Source organism: Paraburkholderia sp. SUR17 (assembly GCF_029536165.1).
In the GTDB taxonomy this organism is placed as follows: domain Bacteria; phylum Pseudomonadota; class Gammaproteobacteria; order Burkholderiales; family Burkholderiaceae; genus Paraburkholderia; species Paraburkholderia kururiensis.
Genome location: NZ_CP120508.1, coordinates 1,764,659 through 1,781,688 on the forward strand (window position 1 = coordinate 1,764,659; position 17,030 = coordinate 1,781,688).

Sequence of the window (17,030 nt, forward strand, 5' to 3'; positions counted from 1 at the left end):
ACAGGGAACTTTCATTGTTTGATAGATGAAGAGCCGATTGACGTCACGCTGAGCTCGGATGGCAAGGCAGTTATTGTCTCAGGTACTGCCTACGTTCCTGTTGCTGAGTTAAGCCACTGTAAGGCTGATGTACCTATTCACGTTCGGCGAGCGGCTCCGCACGTGGGATTTCTATCGGATATAAATATCAAAGCTGGTATTTATGCGTCCATGGTCCCTGTTAGTGCTTCGCCCGTGTGTTTTTTGGCGGTTGTCGCGAAAATTGGAAGCGACAGAAATCTGGTGAAAAAACCAGGTTTTTATAGAACTGCGGTCAGCAAGTCCACGTTGGAAGAGGAGGGTTCGTCGGATATGAACCCTGTTATATCGCTTGACGGAAAATATATTTCGGTGGATCGGCGTCAGTGCGGCTCGGATTCTAAGATTGATGTAATTGAAATAAAAACTGGAAGGTCAATTGCAATTGACAATGAGGCGTGCAGCAAGCTGTTCAATTGGGTTTCGAAATGAAATCCCCCATCCGCAAGGGCGACAAGCTGGAAAACGGTGGCGAAGTCACAGAAGGCTCACCGTGGTTCGAGGTGATGGGCCGCCCGCTCGCCCGCAAGGGCGACGAGGCGATCTGCGAGCAGCACGGACCCACTACGATTGCCGAGGGTTACGAGAAATTTCCCGACCGGGACGGCAGGGTCGTCGCCTTCCACCACTATCGCTGTGCATGCGGCTGCAGGCTGCTTTCATCATTGATGAACTTCAACGTCGCGTAATGCCTGTCGATCTTTCTGCTGCCGGACGCCCGGGTGCCTATCCCCGCCGCCCCAGGTTCTGGCCTTGGTGGTTCTGCATCTGGCTTGCCTGCAACGTATCCGGCGTTGCCATTGCGATGGTGCTCTGGCCGAAGGGGGAACCGGCGCGCGGCGCCTGGTTCTGGCTCTGTTTCGCTGGTTTTCCTAACGGTGCGTTCGTACTTCTGTTTGCCATCGAACGGGCCGGCTTCGAGGCGCTGTGGTACCGCGTCCACTGGCGCAATGAGTTTCGTAAGCGGTGGCTGGCAGAGCGGCTGCGCGCCGCACAGACGCCCCTCCAGGTACTGGGCATCGGGTACTGCCTGCCCCTTGGCGCAGCAGTTGAACAGACGCTCGCCGAAGCCATGGCCAGCAAAATGCGGCTGCCCGCTTCACAGGTGCCGCGCGCTGGCTCGAAACCTGTCGAACATGCCCGCTTCGAGGAGGCGGACTGGCTGGTTGACGAGCCGGTCGTTATCGACCGCTTTGCTGGAGAAGAAGAGACCGCTGATCCAGCTGTGCCGGCACAGGTCTCCCTTCTCACGCTCAAGATCGCAAGGGCGCTGGAGCCGCTTGCAGTCAGCCTGCGCGCGCTCGCGTGCTACGAACGGCAATGGTGGCCGCAGGTCCGCGTGCTGAGTGTCCCCGGCAGCGAGCAGGCGGATGTTGCGCGGGTCATCGACGCCCTGCGCATCGGGGGTCTGCCGCCGCTCGCTGTGCTGGCATCGCCGGCTACGAACGGGCTGATGGTCGCCGATGCCTGGCTCGATGCGAAGGAGGCGAGGCCGCTGCTCGTGGTGGCGACGGCCTGGCATGAGAAGGGACCGCCCGAGGGCAGCACCGAGGGCTGCGTCGTGGTGCTGCTCTCGCCGGGCTATTTCAGGCTACCGGAAGCCGTGACGGTCGCAGCCTTGCTGCACCGTCCTGTCCGGGCGATTGATGGCGAGGCTGAATACGGCTTTGCCAATGCTGCCGTCTGGGGCAAGGCTGGTTCTGCCTCGCTCGTGCGCGCATGGATCGCCCGGCCCGTCGAAGGCTGCGACAGGGCGCTCAGTGCTGCCCATATGGACGCGATTGCGAAAGACGACGCGCAACTTCGGCCCGATCGCGTGGTGGGCGACATGGGCGACGCGAACGGCTGGCTGGCGGTTGCCGCCGCTGTCGAGGCCGGTGCGGCCGATGGCCCGCAACTGATCGTCGACGGCCTGCAGTCCGTAGTCCTGCGCGTCATGCCTGCAACAACCGATAACAACCGGATTACCGATGACAGACCCCAGGCTTTCCCTGCAACCGCTTGAGGCGGCAGCGTCAATGGAGCAACCGGCGTCACGGGGCCGCCTCGCGATCTGGGGCCTGCCCGTTGCGGCTCTCGTTGTCGCCCTGCTTGCGATCGGCATCGTCTCGGTGCGTGGCGACATGGTGGGTGTGGCCGCCGGCGAGCCGAAGCTGAAGGCGATCATTGCCATCCTTGCCATCTTCGCTATCGTCGTCGTGATTCATCTCGTACTGTTTGCGACCGGGACGTACGGTTTCGCGGGACGGCTTTTCGAGAGAGAGACCGGCGATTACACGAAGGCCGCGAAGCCACTCAGGCGCGACGCACGTCTGCAACGCCTGTACGAGGAACTGCGCGTCTCGCACGGCTGGTTCTGGCGCGGCCGCCTGCGCTGGCTGCTGGTGAACGGTACAGACGAACGTGTCGAACAGGTCGCGCCAGGCCTGAAGCAGGCGGCCGTCATGCAGGTAGGCGAAACGGTTCTCGTGCACGCCTCACCGGACGGCATCGACCCAGCGAAGTGGCTGGACCAGATCCGGCGGCTGCGCTGGCACCGGCCGGTCGATGGCATCGTGCATGTCGCGCACGCTAATGATCCGGACACCGAACTGCCGCGCAGGCTGTCGGCCATCGCCACGGCGCTGCGCTGGGCCGCGCCCGTCACGTTCCTGCATCCGGTCGAGGCGCAGGGCCACCCGCCTGAACAGTTCGAGCCAGTGGGTACGTTTCTGCCCGGCGGTTCACGTAGGCAGGCACAGGCGTCGGCTGGCCGCGCGCCTGCGTTGCTGGGCCAGGTGCAACGCAGGACGGCCGACATCGGCGTGTCGCAGGCAGGCGCGCCGCTCTGGATGAGGTGGACGCTGGAGGTCTCGAAGTATGTCGGCGACCACGCAGGGCACATCGCCGCGAGCCTCGGGGCACTGGCCTCATCGAACTGGCTGCGCGCACCGCTGGCAGGTGTCGTGTTCGCGCCTGTCTTTGAAGGCACGTCGCCCGTGCCGGTACCGGTCGTTGATCGCGAGAATCCGACCGGACAGGGAACCGGGACGCCCCCGGCAGCCCAGCCCGCGCCCGTGAGCCTCGTCACGCCGCTCCAGCCCCGGGCGCTGGTCCCGGTGTGGAAACAGATTGCCGCCTCGATGCCGGCCTACCACGGCCGCCGCACCGGGCTGTACTGGCCCAACGTCCTCGCGACATGCGTGCTGGCCGCCGCCGTTGTGTGGACGGTGCTGCTCATGGTGTCCGGTCTCGGCAACCGGGCGCTGGTGCATGACGCCCAGACGGCTGCGGAGGCCGCACTTGCGGCCACCCCCGGCACACCCGATGCGCTGCGTGCCCAGCTCGCCCTCCAGAACCGCATAGCGACACTCGAATACCGCCAGCAGCACGGCGCCCCGTGGTACCTGCGTGCGGGCCTTTCGCGCAACGACAACCTGCTCGCCGCACTGTGGCAGCCCTACCAGACCGTCGCCATCCGCAACCTGCGCCAGCCGGTCGCGCAGGCGCTCGAAGGGCAACTCGCCCAACTCTCGCAGGTCCGTGCCGACGAGCAGCAGAGCCACGACGCGCAACAGCGCGCCTACAGCCGCCTCAAGGCCTATCTCATGCTCGCCACGCCAGCCCGCACTGACGCGCCATTCCTCAAGGCGCAGATGCTCGAGGTGTGGCCCGCGGTCGCCGGCATGCGCGCGGGCGAATGGCTCGACGTCTCGCAGCAGCTCACGGGCTTCTGGTCCGCTCACCTCAGGGTGCATCCGGAGTGGCGGCTCAACGCGTCGGCGCCGCTCGTCACGCAGATGCGTTCGACGCTCGTGAACCAGATCGGCCTCGCGGCCAGCGACGACGCGCTCTACCAGCGCGTGCTCGGCGATGCGCGCGGCCGGTACGCCGATGTGTCGCTCGCCACGCTGCTGGCCGGCGCCGACGCACACGGCCTCTTCACGACCACGCAGACGGTGCCGGGCGTCTTCACGCGCGCGGCCTGGGAAGGCGTGGTCGAAAAGGCCATCGACGACGCCGTGAAAGGCCAGCATGTCGAAGGCGACTGGGTACTGACCGGCGAACAGCCGATCGCGCGCGTCAATGCCACCACCGTGGAAGGCGCGGTCGGGGCGGCGCAGGCCGAAGCGGAAGCAAGACAGGGCGCGGTCGCCCTGAAAAAGCGGCTGCGCGAGCGCTATTTCACCGACTACACGACCGCATGGGCAGGCATGCTCAACAGCTTCCAGTGGCTGCCCGCCAACAGCTTCTCTGCGGTGATCGACCAGCTCACGCGCCTGACCGACGCACAGACCTCGCCGCTGCTCGCGGTCATGAAGTCGGTGCAGTATCAGGGCGAGGCGGGCCGTCCCTCGCAGGCCCTCACCGATACGCTCGTGCGCAGGGCGCAGGGTCTGTTCGACGGCGGCGACAGCAACGCGACGCAGGCGCCAGTGGTGAATCCGCTGGACCGCACGTTCGGTCCGCTGCTCGCGCTGATGGGCGCGGCAAACGCGGCGCCGCCAGCCGCGGGGAATAGCGAGGCGGCCAATGGCACGAATGCCGCCGCGTTCAGCGGCGTGAGCCTCCCGCGCGTGCTGACCGCCGACACGACCGTGCGCCTGAAGCTACAGCAGATCCAGTCGAGCCCGGACGCGCAGGCGATGGCGCGTGCGCTTGCGCAGGCCGTGTTCCAGGGCAAGCTCTCCGATCTCACGCAGGCACGCGACGACGCGGCGCTGACCGCCGCGAGTCTCGGCGCGCAGTGGGCGGGGTTCGGGCAGACGATGTTCGTGCAGCCGCTCGACGCGGCATGGGAGGCCGTTTTGCAGCCCGCGGCCGCGAGCCTGAACGAGGCATGGCGCGCGGGTGTCGCGGCCCCGTTCGCCTCGACGTTCGCCTCGCGCTATCCGTTCTCGCCGACGGCGGCGGATGCATCGTTTGCGGAATTTGGCCGTTACGTACGGCCCGATACGGGGCTCGTCAACCGCTTCATCCAGGTCGAGCTGTCGGGTGTGCTGAAGCGGCAGGGCGACCAGTGGGTGCCGAACGAACTCGCGCCGCAGTCGCTGCAGTTCGATCCGAAGTTTCTCGCCATGCTGCGCCTGACCGGTCCGATGGGGGCACGTCTCTATGCGCAGGGCGAGGCCAGCTACCGCTTCGCGCTCATGCCGCAGTCCACGCCGGGCGTGACGCGCACGGAGCTTTCCGTCGACGGCCACCGCGTCGCCTACTTCAACCAGCAGGAAGCATGGACGCCGTTTGCCTGGCCGGGCGACGGCCTGCACGGCCAGGCGTCGCTGACGTGGCAGACGCTGAACGCGGGCGTGCGCATCGCGTTCGACAGTACCGGCGACTGGGCCTTCCTGCGCCTGCTGGAAAAAGCCCAGGTGAGGGCACTCGACGATACGCGCTACGAACTGGTCTGGAACAGCCCGGCAGGTGGCGATGACGCGAAGGCCGCATCGGCTGCGAGTGTCGCCCGCGTGGCCAGTGCTGTCACGAACCCCGATGCACCTCCACCACTGCGCTACCTGCTGCGCGTACAGGCGGGCGCCGGGCCGCTGGAACTGCTGAAGCTGCGCGGCTTCCGGATGCCGGAGCGGATCTTCGTGACGGGCCGTGCGGGCGTGATCGCAGGCCTGCCGTCGCTGCCGCCGTTGCCACCGGAGCTGCAGCCGTGAGCGCGCCGTGGAAACCGCACCAGCAGGAAGAGGCCAGTCCGCTGCTGCGCTATTTCGATGCCGAGATGCGTTATCTGCGCGAGGCTGGCCGCGAGTTCGCACGCGCCCAGCCCGACGCGGCGCGACGTCTCGGCATGCAGCCAGGCCAGGCGCGAGGCGAGGAGGACGGACCGGTCCGGGCAGTCAGTGAAGGTTTCGCGCTGCTCGTCGCGCGACTGCGCATGAAGCTCGACGACGGGATGCCGGAAGTCACCGAAGGGCTGCTCGACAATCTCTACGGGCACATGGCGCGCCCGGTTCCGTCGCTGTCCATCATCGAGTGTTTGCCCCTCCAGCGCGGCGGTTCGATGACGGCGGGCATTCCGGCCGGGGCCGTGGTGCGCTCGGCGCCGGTCGGGCCCGACGGGGTGCGCTGCCCGTTCCGCACGACACAGGCGGTCGACCTGCTGCCGCTCTCCATCGAGGACGCAACCGTGGCGGTCCGTGCGGACGGGCGCACGGTCATCCGCCTCACGCTGGGCCTCTGGTTCGGGGACCAGCGCGAACATGCGGACCTGTCGCGTATCCGCTTCTATCTGCACGGCGAGCGCGCGGCCGCCGCGGCCCTGTACGCGACGCTTACTCGCCAGGTTGCGTCGGTCGGCCTGCGCTTGCCGTCCGTGCGTGACGGCGAGCTTCAGCCACTCGACGGTGTGCGTTTCGAGCCGTCAGGCTTCGGTCCGCCCACGCGGCTGTGGCCAGTCATGGACGCCGCGCGCAACGAGGCACTCGATCGCGAACAGACACTGCTCGAGTATTTCGTGTTCCCGCAGAAATTCCACTTCGTCGACCTGTGCGGCTTCGACAGTGCAATGGTGCCGGCGAACGAAACGCGCCTGACCTTCGAGTTCGAACTGGACGGTCGCATGCCCTGCGACCAGCCGGTGGGCCGCGACAGCTTCCGGCTCTTCTGCACGCCGGTAATCAACCTGTTCGAGGTGGACGCGTTGCCGCTGCATCCCGCCGGCTGGCACGACACCGAACACCGCGTGCGCGTGCATCCGGCGCTGGAGGATCACGTCGAGCCCTACGACCTGCTCACGGTGACCGCCGCCGACCCGGAGGGCAGCGCCCGGCATGCCTACACGCCATTCACGAGCTTCCGGCATCGCGGCTGGATGCTGCGCTACGACAACCCCGAGCGGTACTTCCATACCGCGACGCGCCACGGCGCGGTGGGACGCGAGCTGTGGGTGACGCTGGCTGGTCAGCTGTGGGCGGGGACGTATGGCGACGCACACGGCGATGAGGACCGTCCCCAACCCGACCACCACGTGATGGTGCGCGCGCTCGCAAACAACGGCCGCCTGCCGCGCCTCGCGCTCGCGCAGGTGACGATCACGGAGACCGTCACCGGTTTTACCGGCATCGCATCGGTACGCAACCTGACCGCGCCCAGCCTGCCGCAGTACCCGCCGCGCGACTACCCGGGCTATGACTGGCGCGTGCTGGGCCACTACACCGCGAACGGCGCGAACGAATTCAACCGGATGCTCGTGGAGGGCGCTCCGGTGCTGCGCGAGGTGCTCGAACTCTACGACTGGGCGTCCGACGACACGATCTCGCGGCGTATCGATGCGATCCGGTCGGTGCGTTTCTCTCAGGAGCAGACCACCCGGCGCAGGGACGTGTTGCCGGTCGTGCGCGTCCATGTCGAACTCGATGCGGGTGGTTTCGACGGACCGGGCGATGTCGTGCTGTTCGGCGACGTGCTGGCCCATTTCCTCGGGCGCTACGCGAGCCTGCAGCATTCCGTGCAACTGGTGCTGACGGTCGATGGCGAGGAAACGCTCTGGCCGGGCACCGACTGGAAGGGAGCCGCATTCTGATGACAACTTCAATCAGGCGATACACACCCGGCGTGATCCTGGCGCTGACGGTTTCCGCATGCGGGACGTGGCAGTCGGTGAAGGGGGGCGCCGTGAGTGTCACACGCGCGGTGTTCGAGACGAAGGTCGAGCAGATGAACCTGGAGATCACGGCGCGCGGTGCGCTGAACCCGGACGCGCACGGCGTGCCGCTGCCGGTCGTGCTGCGCATCGTCCAACTGAAGGACGGGAAGGCATTCGCCACGGCGACACCCGCGCAGATGCTCGAAGGCAGCGAGGCACTGACGGCGGCAACACTCTGGAGCCGGGACGTGACGCTCGGGCCGTGGCAGACGGTCAAGGTGTCCGAACCGATCGGCGATGCGGCGAACTACGTGGGGGTGGCGGCGTTCTTCCGCGACACGGGCAGTCGCGAATGGTCCGTGCTGGTGCCGAAGTCGCAGTGGAAGAACACGGATCCGGTGAGGCTGGTGGCGGCGGACCGCACGCTGGAAATCGAGGCCTGGCGAAGGTGAACGTCGTGTATTGGCGCCTGTGACGGCCATCCGGCCGCCCGCGTCGCTCACGGCGCCGACGGTGACTGCGGAGCGGTCTCCGACGATGCGGCCGGCGGCCTGAACCGGCCGCTCACAGGGCGCCGCCCGGCCTTCCAATACACCAAAAAGCTGGCAAGCGCGCCGTTTCGCCGCCGTTGCCGACATGACGTCGATCAACAACCGGCGATTTTTCCGCCCATCCGCATGAGTCGTTGATTTTGCGCAAAGCGCGTCTGTCGCGTCACGCGATCATGGCGGCTTCGTCACCAAAGAAGCGGGCACCCCTCATGTTTCCATCTCACCCGTTCGCGCCGCTCAGAATTCGCGGCCGCGCGCTGTTGCCCATCGTGCAGGGCGGCATGGGCGTCGGCATTTCGGCTCATCGGCTCGCCGGCAGCGTGGCGCGCGAAGGCGCGGTCGGCACGATTGCGAGCATCGACCTGCGCCACCATCACCCGGATCTGCTCGACATGTGCCGTGCGGACCCGCGGCGCGAGACGCTGGAGCGCGCGAACCTGATCGCGCTCGCCCGCGAGATCGAAGGCGCGAAGCGGCTCTCGGAAGGCCACGGCATGATTGCGGTCAACGTGATGAAAGCGGTGAGCGCGCACGCCGACTACGTGCGCGCGGCCTGCGAGAACGGCGCCCACGCCATTGTGATGGGCGCCGGTCTGCCGCTCGATCTGCCCGACCTCACGCAGGGTCACGACATCGCGCTGATCCCCATTCTCTCGGATGCTCGCGGCATCGCGCTCGTGCTCAAGAAGTGGATGAAGAAGGGCCGCTTGCCGGACGCGGTCGTCATCGAGCATCCCGCCCACGCGGGCGGCCACCTCGGCGTGACCAATCTTTCCGAAATGAACGACGAGCGTTTCTCGTTCGAGCGGATTTTCGCCGAGCTCGATCCGGTTTTCACGTCGCTCGGTCTGCGTCGCGAAGACGTGCCGTTGATCGTGGCGGGCGGCATCAATAGCCACGAGGCCGTGCGCAAGTGGCTGGCGGCCGGCGCGAACGGCGTGCAGGTCGGCACGCCTTTTGCCGTGACGGAGGAGGGCGACGCGCATCCGAACTTCAAGCGCGTGCTGGCCGATGCGCGTCCCGAAGACATCGTCGAGTTCGTGAGCGTGACGGGGCTGCCTGCGCGCGCGGTGAAGACGCCATGGCTCGCGCGCTACCTGCGCAACGAGTCGCGCATTCGCGCCAAGATCGGCAGCATCAAGAATGCGTGCCCCACGGCGCTCGAATGCCTCTCGGTGTGTGGCCTGCGCGACGGCGTGGAAAAGTTCGGCCACTTCTGTATCGACACGCGTCTTGCCGCCGCGCTGCGCGGCGACGTCGCCAATGGGCTCTTCTTCCGCGGCCGCGAGTCGCTGCCGTTCGGCAACGCCATTCGCAGCGTGCGCGAGCTCATTGAACTCTTGCTGACGGGCGTGGCGCGACCGGCTGTCGCACGATCGGGGGCGTTTGCGCTGGCTTGATAAACGTCAAATCTCCGTGGCAATAAGCCCTACAGAATGCAAGGGCATTTTGACCACGGGGAAAGACATGCAAAAGCTCATCAAGACCCTTGCCGCTTCAGCCTGTGTGCTTGGCGCGGCATTCGCCGCCCCGGCGGCCAACGCGGCAGACGCCGCCACCACCACGCCGGACGCGGTGTCCGACGCCACCAGCGGCGGCATTCATGCCGGCGACTGGCTGGTACGTCTGCGCGCCATCAGCATCGAACCGAATGCACGCACGAGCGATACGCTTTCCGCGCTGAACGTCGATGTGAACAACGCGATCGTGCCGGAACTCGACTTCACCTACATGATCCGTGACTACCTGGGCGTCGAGCTGATTCTCGGCACGTCGCGCCATCAGGTCACGTCGAGCCTCGGCAACCTGGGCGGCGTCGGCGTGCTGCCGCCCACGCTGCTGCTGCAGTACCACTTCAACCATGCCGGCAAGGTTCGCCCGTACGTGGGCGCCGGCGTGAACTACACGCTCTTCTACAACAACGGGTTGCATGCGGGCGGCTCGCAGATCTCCGTTGGCAACCACAGCTTCGGTCCGGCGCTGCAGGCCGGTATCGACATCCAGGTGACGAAGAAGATCTTCGCCAACGTGGACATCAAGAAGATCTGGATGAAGACGGATGCGTCGCTCAACGGCGCGTCGCTTGGCACGCTCCACATCGACCCGCTCGTGGTGGGCGTGGGCGTCGGTATGAAGTTTTGACCGACAGGCGCAACGCAAACGCGCCACAGAGCGCGTTCAGGGGGGAACAAAAACGCCGGGGAAACCCGGCGTTTTTTTGTTTCTGCTGAGGCGACAGGCGCCTATAGCTTGTCGTACTTGAAGCGCATTGCCGTGCCTTCGCGCTGGATGCGTTCCCAGACGGCGCGCTTTTCGTCGCGGCTCATGAAGACCCAGTTCGAGACCTCGGAGGCCGTGCGTCCGCAGCCCTTGCAGACCTCGTCGAAAAGCGTCGAGCAGACGCCGATGCAGGGGCTGTCGGGAAGGTCGTGCAGATTGGAGGTCATCGGGAAGAATTCAGGGGAGATCCAGCGAACATCGGCAAGTGCCGCTATGGTAACCGATGCCCTGAACGCCTCTCGCGCGGTAGGGATATCGGGCCGCGCTGCGTGGGCCATCAGATAGGGCGACGCGCGCCACGGTTACCGCACCGCAGTGGTGCAATCCGCTTCCGCGTTTGGGCCCGCTCTGTGCCCCCGTTCGGCCCGCAGTCAGGCCTCGCAGCCGGCCTCATTGCCGGCCTTGCATTTGCCACCGCTTTTGCCACTGCATTTGCCACTGCTTTTGCCACCGCATTTGCCACCACCTGCCAGGCTTTTTTCGCAGTAGACACCGTCGCATAACCCGATAAAATTGCGCCCGATTTGCGCGTCTCTCCGGCTTGCTTCACCGGTTGCCGGACGAGGCGCTGCCGGCCGGCAAGCAGGCGCCCGTCACCTCACCCTCGGGGGCAGGGCAGCCCGAGGAGCGGCTTGGGCAAAGGCTGTGCCGTATCCGCGACACCCGGGCATTTTTTTTGTCGCGGACAACGATTAGTGGTACGTTTCGGGTTTTTCGGAGGAGCCGCACCGGTTACGGCGCGGCGTCAGGCGGGGTTAAACAGGATCAAGCGGCATCGAGCGGGATCAAGCACCGGCACGATGCCGGTCACATGGAGAACGGGATGAAGAAACAGGTGGTGGGCCAGCTGGCGGCGCTCGTGCTGTGCGCGGTGCCCTTTGCGACGGCGATGGCGAAGGATACGCAACTCAACGTGTACAACTGGTCCGATTACATCGCCAAGGACACGATCCCGAACTTCGAGAAACAGACCGGCGTGAAGGTCCGCTACGACAACTACGACAGCGACGACACGCTGCAGGCCAAGCTCCTCACCGGCAATTCCGGCTACGACATCGTCGTGCCGACCAGCAACTACGCGGGCAAGCAGATCGCCGCCGGCATCTTCGCGCCGCTCGACAAGTCGAAGCTGCCGAACCTCAAGTACCTCGATCCCCAACTGATGAATCTCGTGGCGGGCGCGGACCCGGGCAACAAGTACGCCGTGCCCTGGGCATGGGGCACGACGGGCCTCGGCTACAACGTGACGAAGGTGCAGCAGATTCTCGGCAAGAACGTTCCGCTCGATAACTGGGACATCCTTTTCAAGCCCGAGAACATTTCGAAGCTGAAGGCCTGTGGCGTCTCGGTGCTCGATGCCCCCGACCAGATGTTCGCCGCGGCGCTCCATTACATCGGCAAAGACCCGATGAGCCGCAACCCGGACGACTATCGCGCCGCGCTCGCGATGCTCAAGAAAATCCGGCCGTACATCACGCAGTTCAACTCGTCGGGCTACATCAACGACATGGTGGGCGGCGACGTCTGCTTCACCTACGGCTGGTCGGGCGACGTGGTGATCGCCAAGCACCGCGCGATCGACGCGAAGAAACCTTACAAGATCGAGTACTTCATTCCGAAGGGCGGCGCGCCGATCTGGTTTGACGTGATGACCATTCCGAAGGACGCGGCCCACAAGGAAGCCGCGCTCGAGTGGATCAACTACATCGAAACGCCGCAGGTCCACGCCGCCATCACAAATGCCGTCTACTATCCGAGCGCCAACGCCGAGGCGCGTAAGTACGTGGACAAGGACATCGCTAACGACCCGGCCATCTACCCGCCCGCGGACGTCGTGAAGACGCTGTTCCTGTTGAAGCCGCTGCCGCCTGAAATCCAGCGGCTGCAAACGCGACTGTGGACGGAATTCAAGTCCGGCCGCTGATGTGGCGGTCATGGCAGCGGCCGCGCGAGAGGCGCTAGCCGCCATGCAACCACGAGGCCCCCGGTGTCCGCCGGGGGCTTTGTTCGTCAAACCCCGTGTATCAACCGTGCTGGAGCAGGGCAGCAGATCATGAGTGAGCAGTCGAGCGCGCCGGCAGCGGCCGGTGCAGCGCCCCGAGGCAATGCGCCCGTTGCAGACCGTGCAACGGAAGATTTCGTTCAGGTCATCGACGTCGTCAAGAAGTTCGGCGAGACGGTGGCGGTGAAGAACGTGAGCCTGTCGGTGAGAAAGGGCGAACTGTTCGCGCTGCTCGGCAGCTCGGGTTGCGGCAAGTCCACGCTGCTGCGCATGCTGGCGGGCTTCGAGCCCGTCACGTCGGGCAAGATCCTGATCGACGGCGAAGACCTCGCGCAGTTGCCGCCATACCGGCGGCCCGTGAACATGATGTTCCAGTCGTACGCGCTCTTTCCGCACATGACGGTGGAGGCCAACGTCGCCTTCGGCCTCAAGCAGGAAGGCGTGCCGAAGGCGGAGATCAAGGAGCGCGTGCAGGCCGTGCTCGACCTCGTGCAGATGAGCCGCTTCGCGAAGCGCAAGCCGCACCAGCTGTCGGGCGGCCAGCAGCAGCGCGTGGCGCTTGCGCGCTCGCTCGTGAAACGGCCGAAGCTCCTGCTGCTCGACGAGCCGATGTCCGCGCTCGACAAGCAGATCCGCCAGCGCACGCAGATCGAGCTCGTCAACATCCTCGACAAGGTGGGCGTCACCTGCATCATGGTTACGCACGACCAGGAAGAGGCCATGACGATGGCGAACCGCCTCGCCGTGATGAGCGAAGGCGAGATCGTCCAGCTCGGCACGCCGAGCGAAGTCTACGAATACCCGAACACGCGTTTTTCGGCCGAATTCATCGGCTCCACCAATCTCTTCGACGGCAACGTGGTGGAAGACGAACCCGACCACGTGTTCGTGGAATGCGCCGAACTGCCGGTGCGCCTCTACGTGAACCACGGCATTACGGGCCCGCTCGGCATGCCCGTGACGATCTCGGTGCGGCCCGAGCGCATCGCGCTCACGCGCAAGCCGCCCGAGGGCGCGTTCAACTGGGGCCACGGCGTCGTGAAGAACATCGCGTACATGGGCGGCTACTCGCTCTATCACGTGAAGCTCGACTCGGGCAAAACCGTGATCGCGAACGTGTCGAGCCTCGCGCTTTCCGAGATCGATTCGCCCACCTGGGACGACGAGGTCTACGTGCGCTGGAGCGCCTCCGCCGGGGTGGTGCTGACGTCATGAAGAGCAAGCTGACGGCGCTGGCCCAGTGGCCGGTGCGGCGATTCAACCTGACCGGTCGCACGGCCGTGGTGGCAGGGCCGTTCGTCTGGCTGCTGCTGTTTTTCCTCGTGCCGTTCATCCTGGTCGTGAAGATCAGCTTCGCGGACCAGCAGCTCGGCATTCCGCCGTACACGGAACTCACCTCGTACGCGGACGGCATCGTCCACGTCGCGCTCGACCTCTCGCACTACGCGTTCCTGCTGCAAGACAGCCTGTATTTCGCGACCTACGTGAACTCCGTGATGGTCGCGGCAATTTCCACGCTGCTGTGCCTGCTGCTCGGCTACCCGATGGCGTACTACATCGCGCGCTCGAACCCGGCCACGCGCAACATCCTGATGATGGGTGTGATGCTGCCGTTCTGGACGTCTTTCCTGATTCGCGTCTACGCGTGGATCGGCATTCTCAAGAACAACGGGCTGCTCAATAACTTCCTGATGTCGATCGGCATCATTCACGCGCCGCTCGAGCTTTATCACACGAACACGGCCGTCTATATCGGCATGGTCTATTCGTACCTGCCGTTCCTCGTGATGCCGCTCTACGCGCACCTCGTCAAGATGGACCTCACGCTGCTCGAAGCGGCCTACGACCTGGGCGCGAAGCCGTGGAAGGCCTTCCTGCAGATCACGCTGCCGCTCTCGCGCAACGGCATCATCGCGGGCTGCCTGCTGGTGTTCATTCCCGCAGTGGGCGAGTACGTGATTCCGGAACTGCTGGGCGGCGCCAACACGCTCATGATCGGCCGCGTCATGTGGAACGAGTTCTTCGACAACGCAGACTGGCCGATGGCATCCGCGGTGACCTGTGCGATGGTGCTGCTGCTGCTCGTACCGATGGCGCTGTTCCAGCATTACCAGGCGAAAGACCTGGAGGGGCGCAGCCGATGAAGCCGAATCGCATCCTGCAGATCGTCGCGCTTGGCATAGGCTTCGCGTTTCTCTACATCCCCATCGTGAGCCTCGTCGTCTATTCGTTCAACGACTCGCAGCTCGTGACGGTATGGACGCATTTTTCGACGAAGTGGTACGCGGCGCTCGTGCGCGACGACGAACTGATCGCCGCCGCCTGGCTTTCGTTGCGCATCGCGCTGATGACGGCGTTCGCTTCCGTCGTGATCGGCACATGGGCGGGCTTCGTGCTCGCGCGTATGGGCCGCTTTCGCGGCTTCACGCTCTACACGGGCATGATCAACGCGCCGCTCGTAATTCCCGAGGTGATCCAGGGCATTTCGCTGCTGCTGCTCTTCGTGGAAATGGGCAAGCTGATCGGCTGGCCCGCGGGGCGCGGCGTCTTCACGATCTGGATCGGCCACGTGATGCTGTGCATTTCGTACGTCGCGATCATCGTGCAGTCGCGTGTGCGCGAACTGAATCCGTCGCTGGAAGAAGCGGCGCTCGATCTGGGCGCCACGCCCGTCAAGGTGTTCTTCGCGATCACGCTGCCGCTCATCTCCCAGGCGCTGGTGGCGGGCTGGCTGCTCTCGTTCACGCTCTCCATCGACGACCTCGTGCTCTCGGCGTTCCTCTCGGGTCCGGGCTCCACGACGTTGCCGCTCGTGGTGTTCTCACGCGTGCGTCTCGGCCTGAACCCGGAGATGAACGCGCTCGCCACGCTCTTCATCGCCGTCGTGACGGTCGGCGTGATCGTGGCGAATCACTTCATGCAGCGCGCCGAGCGCCGGCGCCTTGCGGAGGCGGTTTAGGTTCAGGACGGCTCGCCGGCGGCACTTCGCGGACTTCGCCTGGCCGCCGCCGAGCCGAGCCCGCTTGACCGACCCCGCTTCACGCACCCCGCTTCACTCATCCGCCTGGCAGGCGGCCCGCTTGGCAAGCGAGCCGCTCCGCGCTGCCCCGAGCCGCCGCTTAAACCCGATAGCCCATCCGGAACCCGCCCCAGTGGCGCCCATTGACGAAGATGGGCGCCGACGCATCTTTCATCAGCACGAACGCGCCGCCGCCCATGTCGCGGCGATACGTCTGCAGCAGGAAAGGCTTGGTGTGCGAGCCCGCCGCGAGACCTGTGCGGTCGTTGAAGAGGCGCCGGTTGCGGCAATTGGCCGAGTTCCAGACAGGGTCTTCGCGTTGCGGCTGCGAGAACTTGAGGTTGTGCGTGGGCAGGTAGCCGCGCGTGTCCACGGCGGCGCAGAACGCCACGCGCTCGTCGAGCTTGAGAAGCGGCTCCTGGACAGCGGGCAGCACGCGGTCCGTGAACGTGGTGAAGCGCGTCATGAACTGCTGCGGGTCCGTGCCGGCGATGGGCACGTAATGGCCGTCGAAGAGATCGTCCGTCGTGATATCGCCGCGCGCCACTGCCGCCTCGAACAGCTTGCCGATCTTCGCCGCGGCTTGCTGCACCGCCTCGATGAACGGCGTGTCGGCCGTTTCCACGCCGGTCGCCGCAGTCAGCTCGATTAGCGACTCCGACACGCCCAGCAGCTTGCCCAACTGATCCTTCGCGTGGACGAAGTTGCGGCCCGAATCCTCCACGTCGCTCGCCATCTCCAGCACCTGCGCCTCGAGGCCGTCGCATTGCACCTCGATCTGGCCCGTGAGTTCGGCGATCTGCGCGGCCTCGTCGTTGAGTTGGGCGATGGCGTGGCCCGTCGAATGCACGACCTCGCCGATCATGGCCGTGCCGGTGCGCACGCGGTGGGCGCGCGCGGTGTTCGCGGCGCCTTCGGTCATCAGTTCGTCGGTCTGGCGTGTGAGCTGGGTGAGGGTGGTTTCGATCTGGCTCGTGGCCTGCGCCGTTTTCGCCGCGAGATTCTTCACTTCGGCGGCCACCACGGCGAAGCTCTTGCCGGACTCGCCGGCGCGCGCCGCTTCGATCGCCGCGTTGAGCGCGAGCAGATTGGTCTGGCGGGCGATCAGCGAGATTTCCTCGGACACGCGGCTCACGTGTTCCAGCGCCGTGCGCAGTGCCGCGATCTGGGTCTCGATCACGGTGACGCCTTCCACGAGGCCGTGGATGTCGGCGAGCGACGATTCGATGGTTTGCTGCGACTGCTGCACGTTCTCCGCGGTGCCGGCCGTGACGGTGCGCATGGCGCGCGCCGCTTCGGCAATGCGATGGTTGCCGCTCAGGGTCTGCGCCGCCGACTCGCGCAGCGCGTGACAGACTTCGGCCTGCCGCTCCACGCGTGCCGCGACCTCGTCGACGTGGCCAGAGACGTCGCAGATCTCGATGCCGAGCCTGCCCGCCTGGGCCGCAATATCGTCGACGATCGACCGCGCGCGCGTGGTGCGACGAAAGCGAAAACGCGTCATCGGGGAGTCTCCTTCATGGT

The 17,030-nt window shown here is 65.6% G+C and carries 14 protein-coding genes; 12 read left to right on the forward strand and 2 right to left on the reverse strand.

Going from position 1 to position 17,030, the window contains the following annotated elements; translation table 11 throughout:
• The first annotated feature begins 18 nt into the window (after positions 1–18).
• From P2869_RS07815 to P2869_RS07850, 8 genes are all read left to right on the forward strand, one after another.
• On the forward strand, positions 19–510 hold the full coding sequence (locus P2869_RS07815; RefSeq protein WP_277597938.1) for a hypothetical protein: 492 nt from the start codon (positions 19–21) through the stop codon (positions 508–510).
• Entirely contained in the window at positions 507–767 is a 261-nt protein-coding gene (locus P2869_RS07820) for a PAAR domain-containing protein (RefSeq protein ID WP_277597939.1), read from the forward strand. Before P2869_RS07815 ends, P2869_RS07820 begins: the two co-directional genes overlap by 4 nt.
• Positions 767–2,083 carry a hypothetical protein gene (locus tag P2869_RS07825; RefSeq protein WP_277597940.1) on the forward strand — a complete coding sequence of 439 codons (1,317 nt, stop codon included), beginning with the start codon at positions 767–769 and terminating at the stop codon, positions 2,081–2,083. Before P2869_RS07820 ends, P2869_RS07825 begins: the two co-directional genes overlap by 1 nt.
• Positions 2,049–5,723, forward strand: a complete 3,675-nt coding sequence (locus P2869_RS07830) for an ImcF-related family protein (RefSeq protein WP_277597941.1) — start codon at positions 2,049–2,051, stop codon at positions 5,721–5,723. The genes P2869_RS07825 and P2869_RS07830 overlap by 35 nt, the downstream gene beginning before the upstream one ends.
• A complete protein-coding gene (gene tssF / locus P2869_RS07835; protein ID WP_277597942.1) occupies positions 5,720–7,591 on the forward strand; it encodes a type VI secretion system baseplate subunit TssF in 1,872 nt (623 codons plus the stop codon). The genes P2869_RS07830 and tssF overlap by 4 nt, the downstream gene beginning before the upstream one ends.
• Positions 7,591–8,106: a type VI secretion system lipoprotein TssJ gene (tssJ, locus tag P2869_RS07840; protein WP_277597943.1), complete on the forward strand. Its 516-nt coding sequence runs from the start codon at positions 7,591–7,593 to the stop codon at positions 8,104–8,106. Before tssF ends, tssJ begins: the two co-directional genes overlap by 1 nt.
• 308 nt (positions 8,107–8,414) lie before the next feature.
• Positions 8,415–9,605: a nitronate monooxygenase family protein gene (locus P2869_RS07845; RefSeq protein WP_017775960.1), complete on the forward strand. Its 1,191-nt coding sequence runs from the start codon at positions 8,415–8,417 to the stop codon at positions 9,603–9,605.
• 67 nt (positions 9,606–9,672) lie between these two features.
• A complete protein-coding gene (locus tag P2869_RS07850) occupies positions 9,673–10,347 on the forward strand; it encodes an OmpW family outer membrane protein (RefSeq protein ID WP_126879363.1) in 675 nt (224 codons plus the stop codon).
• A gap of 101 nt (positions 10,348–10,448) precedes the next feature.
• On the opposite strand, the gene P2869_RS07855 is transcribed toward P2869_RS07850, so the two are convergent.
• Positions 10,449–10,652, reverse strand: coding sequence for a DUF1289 domain-containing protein (locus tag P2869_RS07855; protein ID WP_277597944.1), 204 nt, complete (start codon positions 10,650–10,652; stop codon positions 10,449–10,451).
• A 656-nt stretch (positions 10,653–11,308) separates the two neighbouring features.
• Here P2869_RS07855 and P2869_RS07860 point away from each other — a divergent pair.
• The 4 genes from P2869_RS07860 (at position 11,309) to P2869_RS07875 (ending at position 15,446) form a co-directional block, all read left to right on the forward strand.
• On the forward strand, positions 11,309–12,409 hold the full coding sequence (locus tag P2869_RS07860; protein WP_277597945.1) for a polyamine ABC transporter substrate-binding protein: 1,101 nt from the start codon (positions 11,309–11,311) through the stop codon (positions 12,407–12,409).
• A 129-nt stretch (positions 12,410–12,538) separates the two neighbouring features.
• Positions 12,539–13,702 (forward strand): polyamine ABC transporter ATP-binding protein, encoded by a 1,164-nt coding sequence (gene potA, locus P2869_RS07865; RefSeq protein ID WP_017775956.1) that lies wholly within the window; start codon positions 12,539–12,541, stop codon positions 13,700–13,702.
• Positions 13,699–14,631, forward strand: a complete 933-nt coding sequence (locus tag P2869_RS07870; RefSeq protein ID WP_277597946.1) for an ABC transporter permease subunit — start codon at positions 13,699–13,701, stop codon at positions 14,629–14,631. Before potA ends, P2869_RS07870 begins: the two co-directional genes overlap by 4 nt.
• Positions 14,628–15,446: an ABC transporter permease subunit gene (locus tag P2869_RS07875; RefSeq protein WP_017775954.1), complete on the forward strand. Its 819-nt coding sequence runs from the start codon at positions 14,628–14,630 to the stop codon at positions 15,444–15,446. Before P2869_RS07870 ends, P2869_RS07875 begins: the two co-directional genes overlap by 4 nt.
• Before the next feature lie 160 nt (positions 15,447–15,606).
• On the opposite strand, the gene P2869_RS07880 is transcribed toward P2869_RS07875, so the two are convergent.
• Positions 15,607–17,010 (reverse strand): methyl-accepting chemotaxis protein, encoded by a 1,404-nt coding sequence (locus P2869_RS07880; RefSeq protein WP_017775953.1) that lies wholly within the window; start codon positions 17,008–17,010, stop codon positions 15,607–15,609.
• Positions 17,011–17,030: the final 20 nt, after the last annotated feature.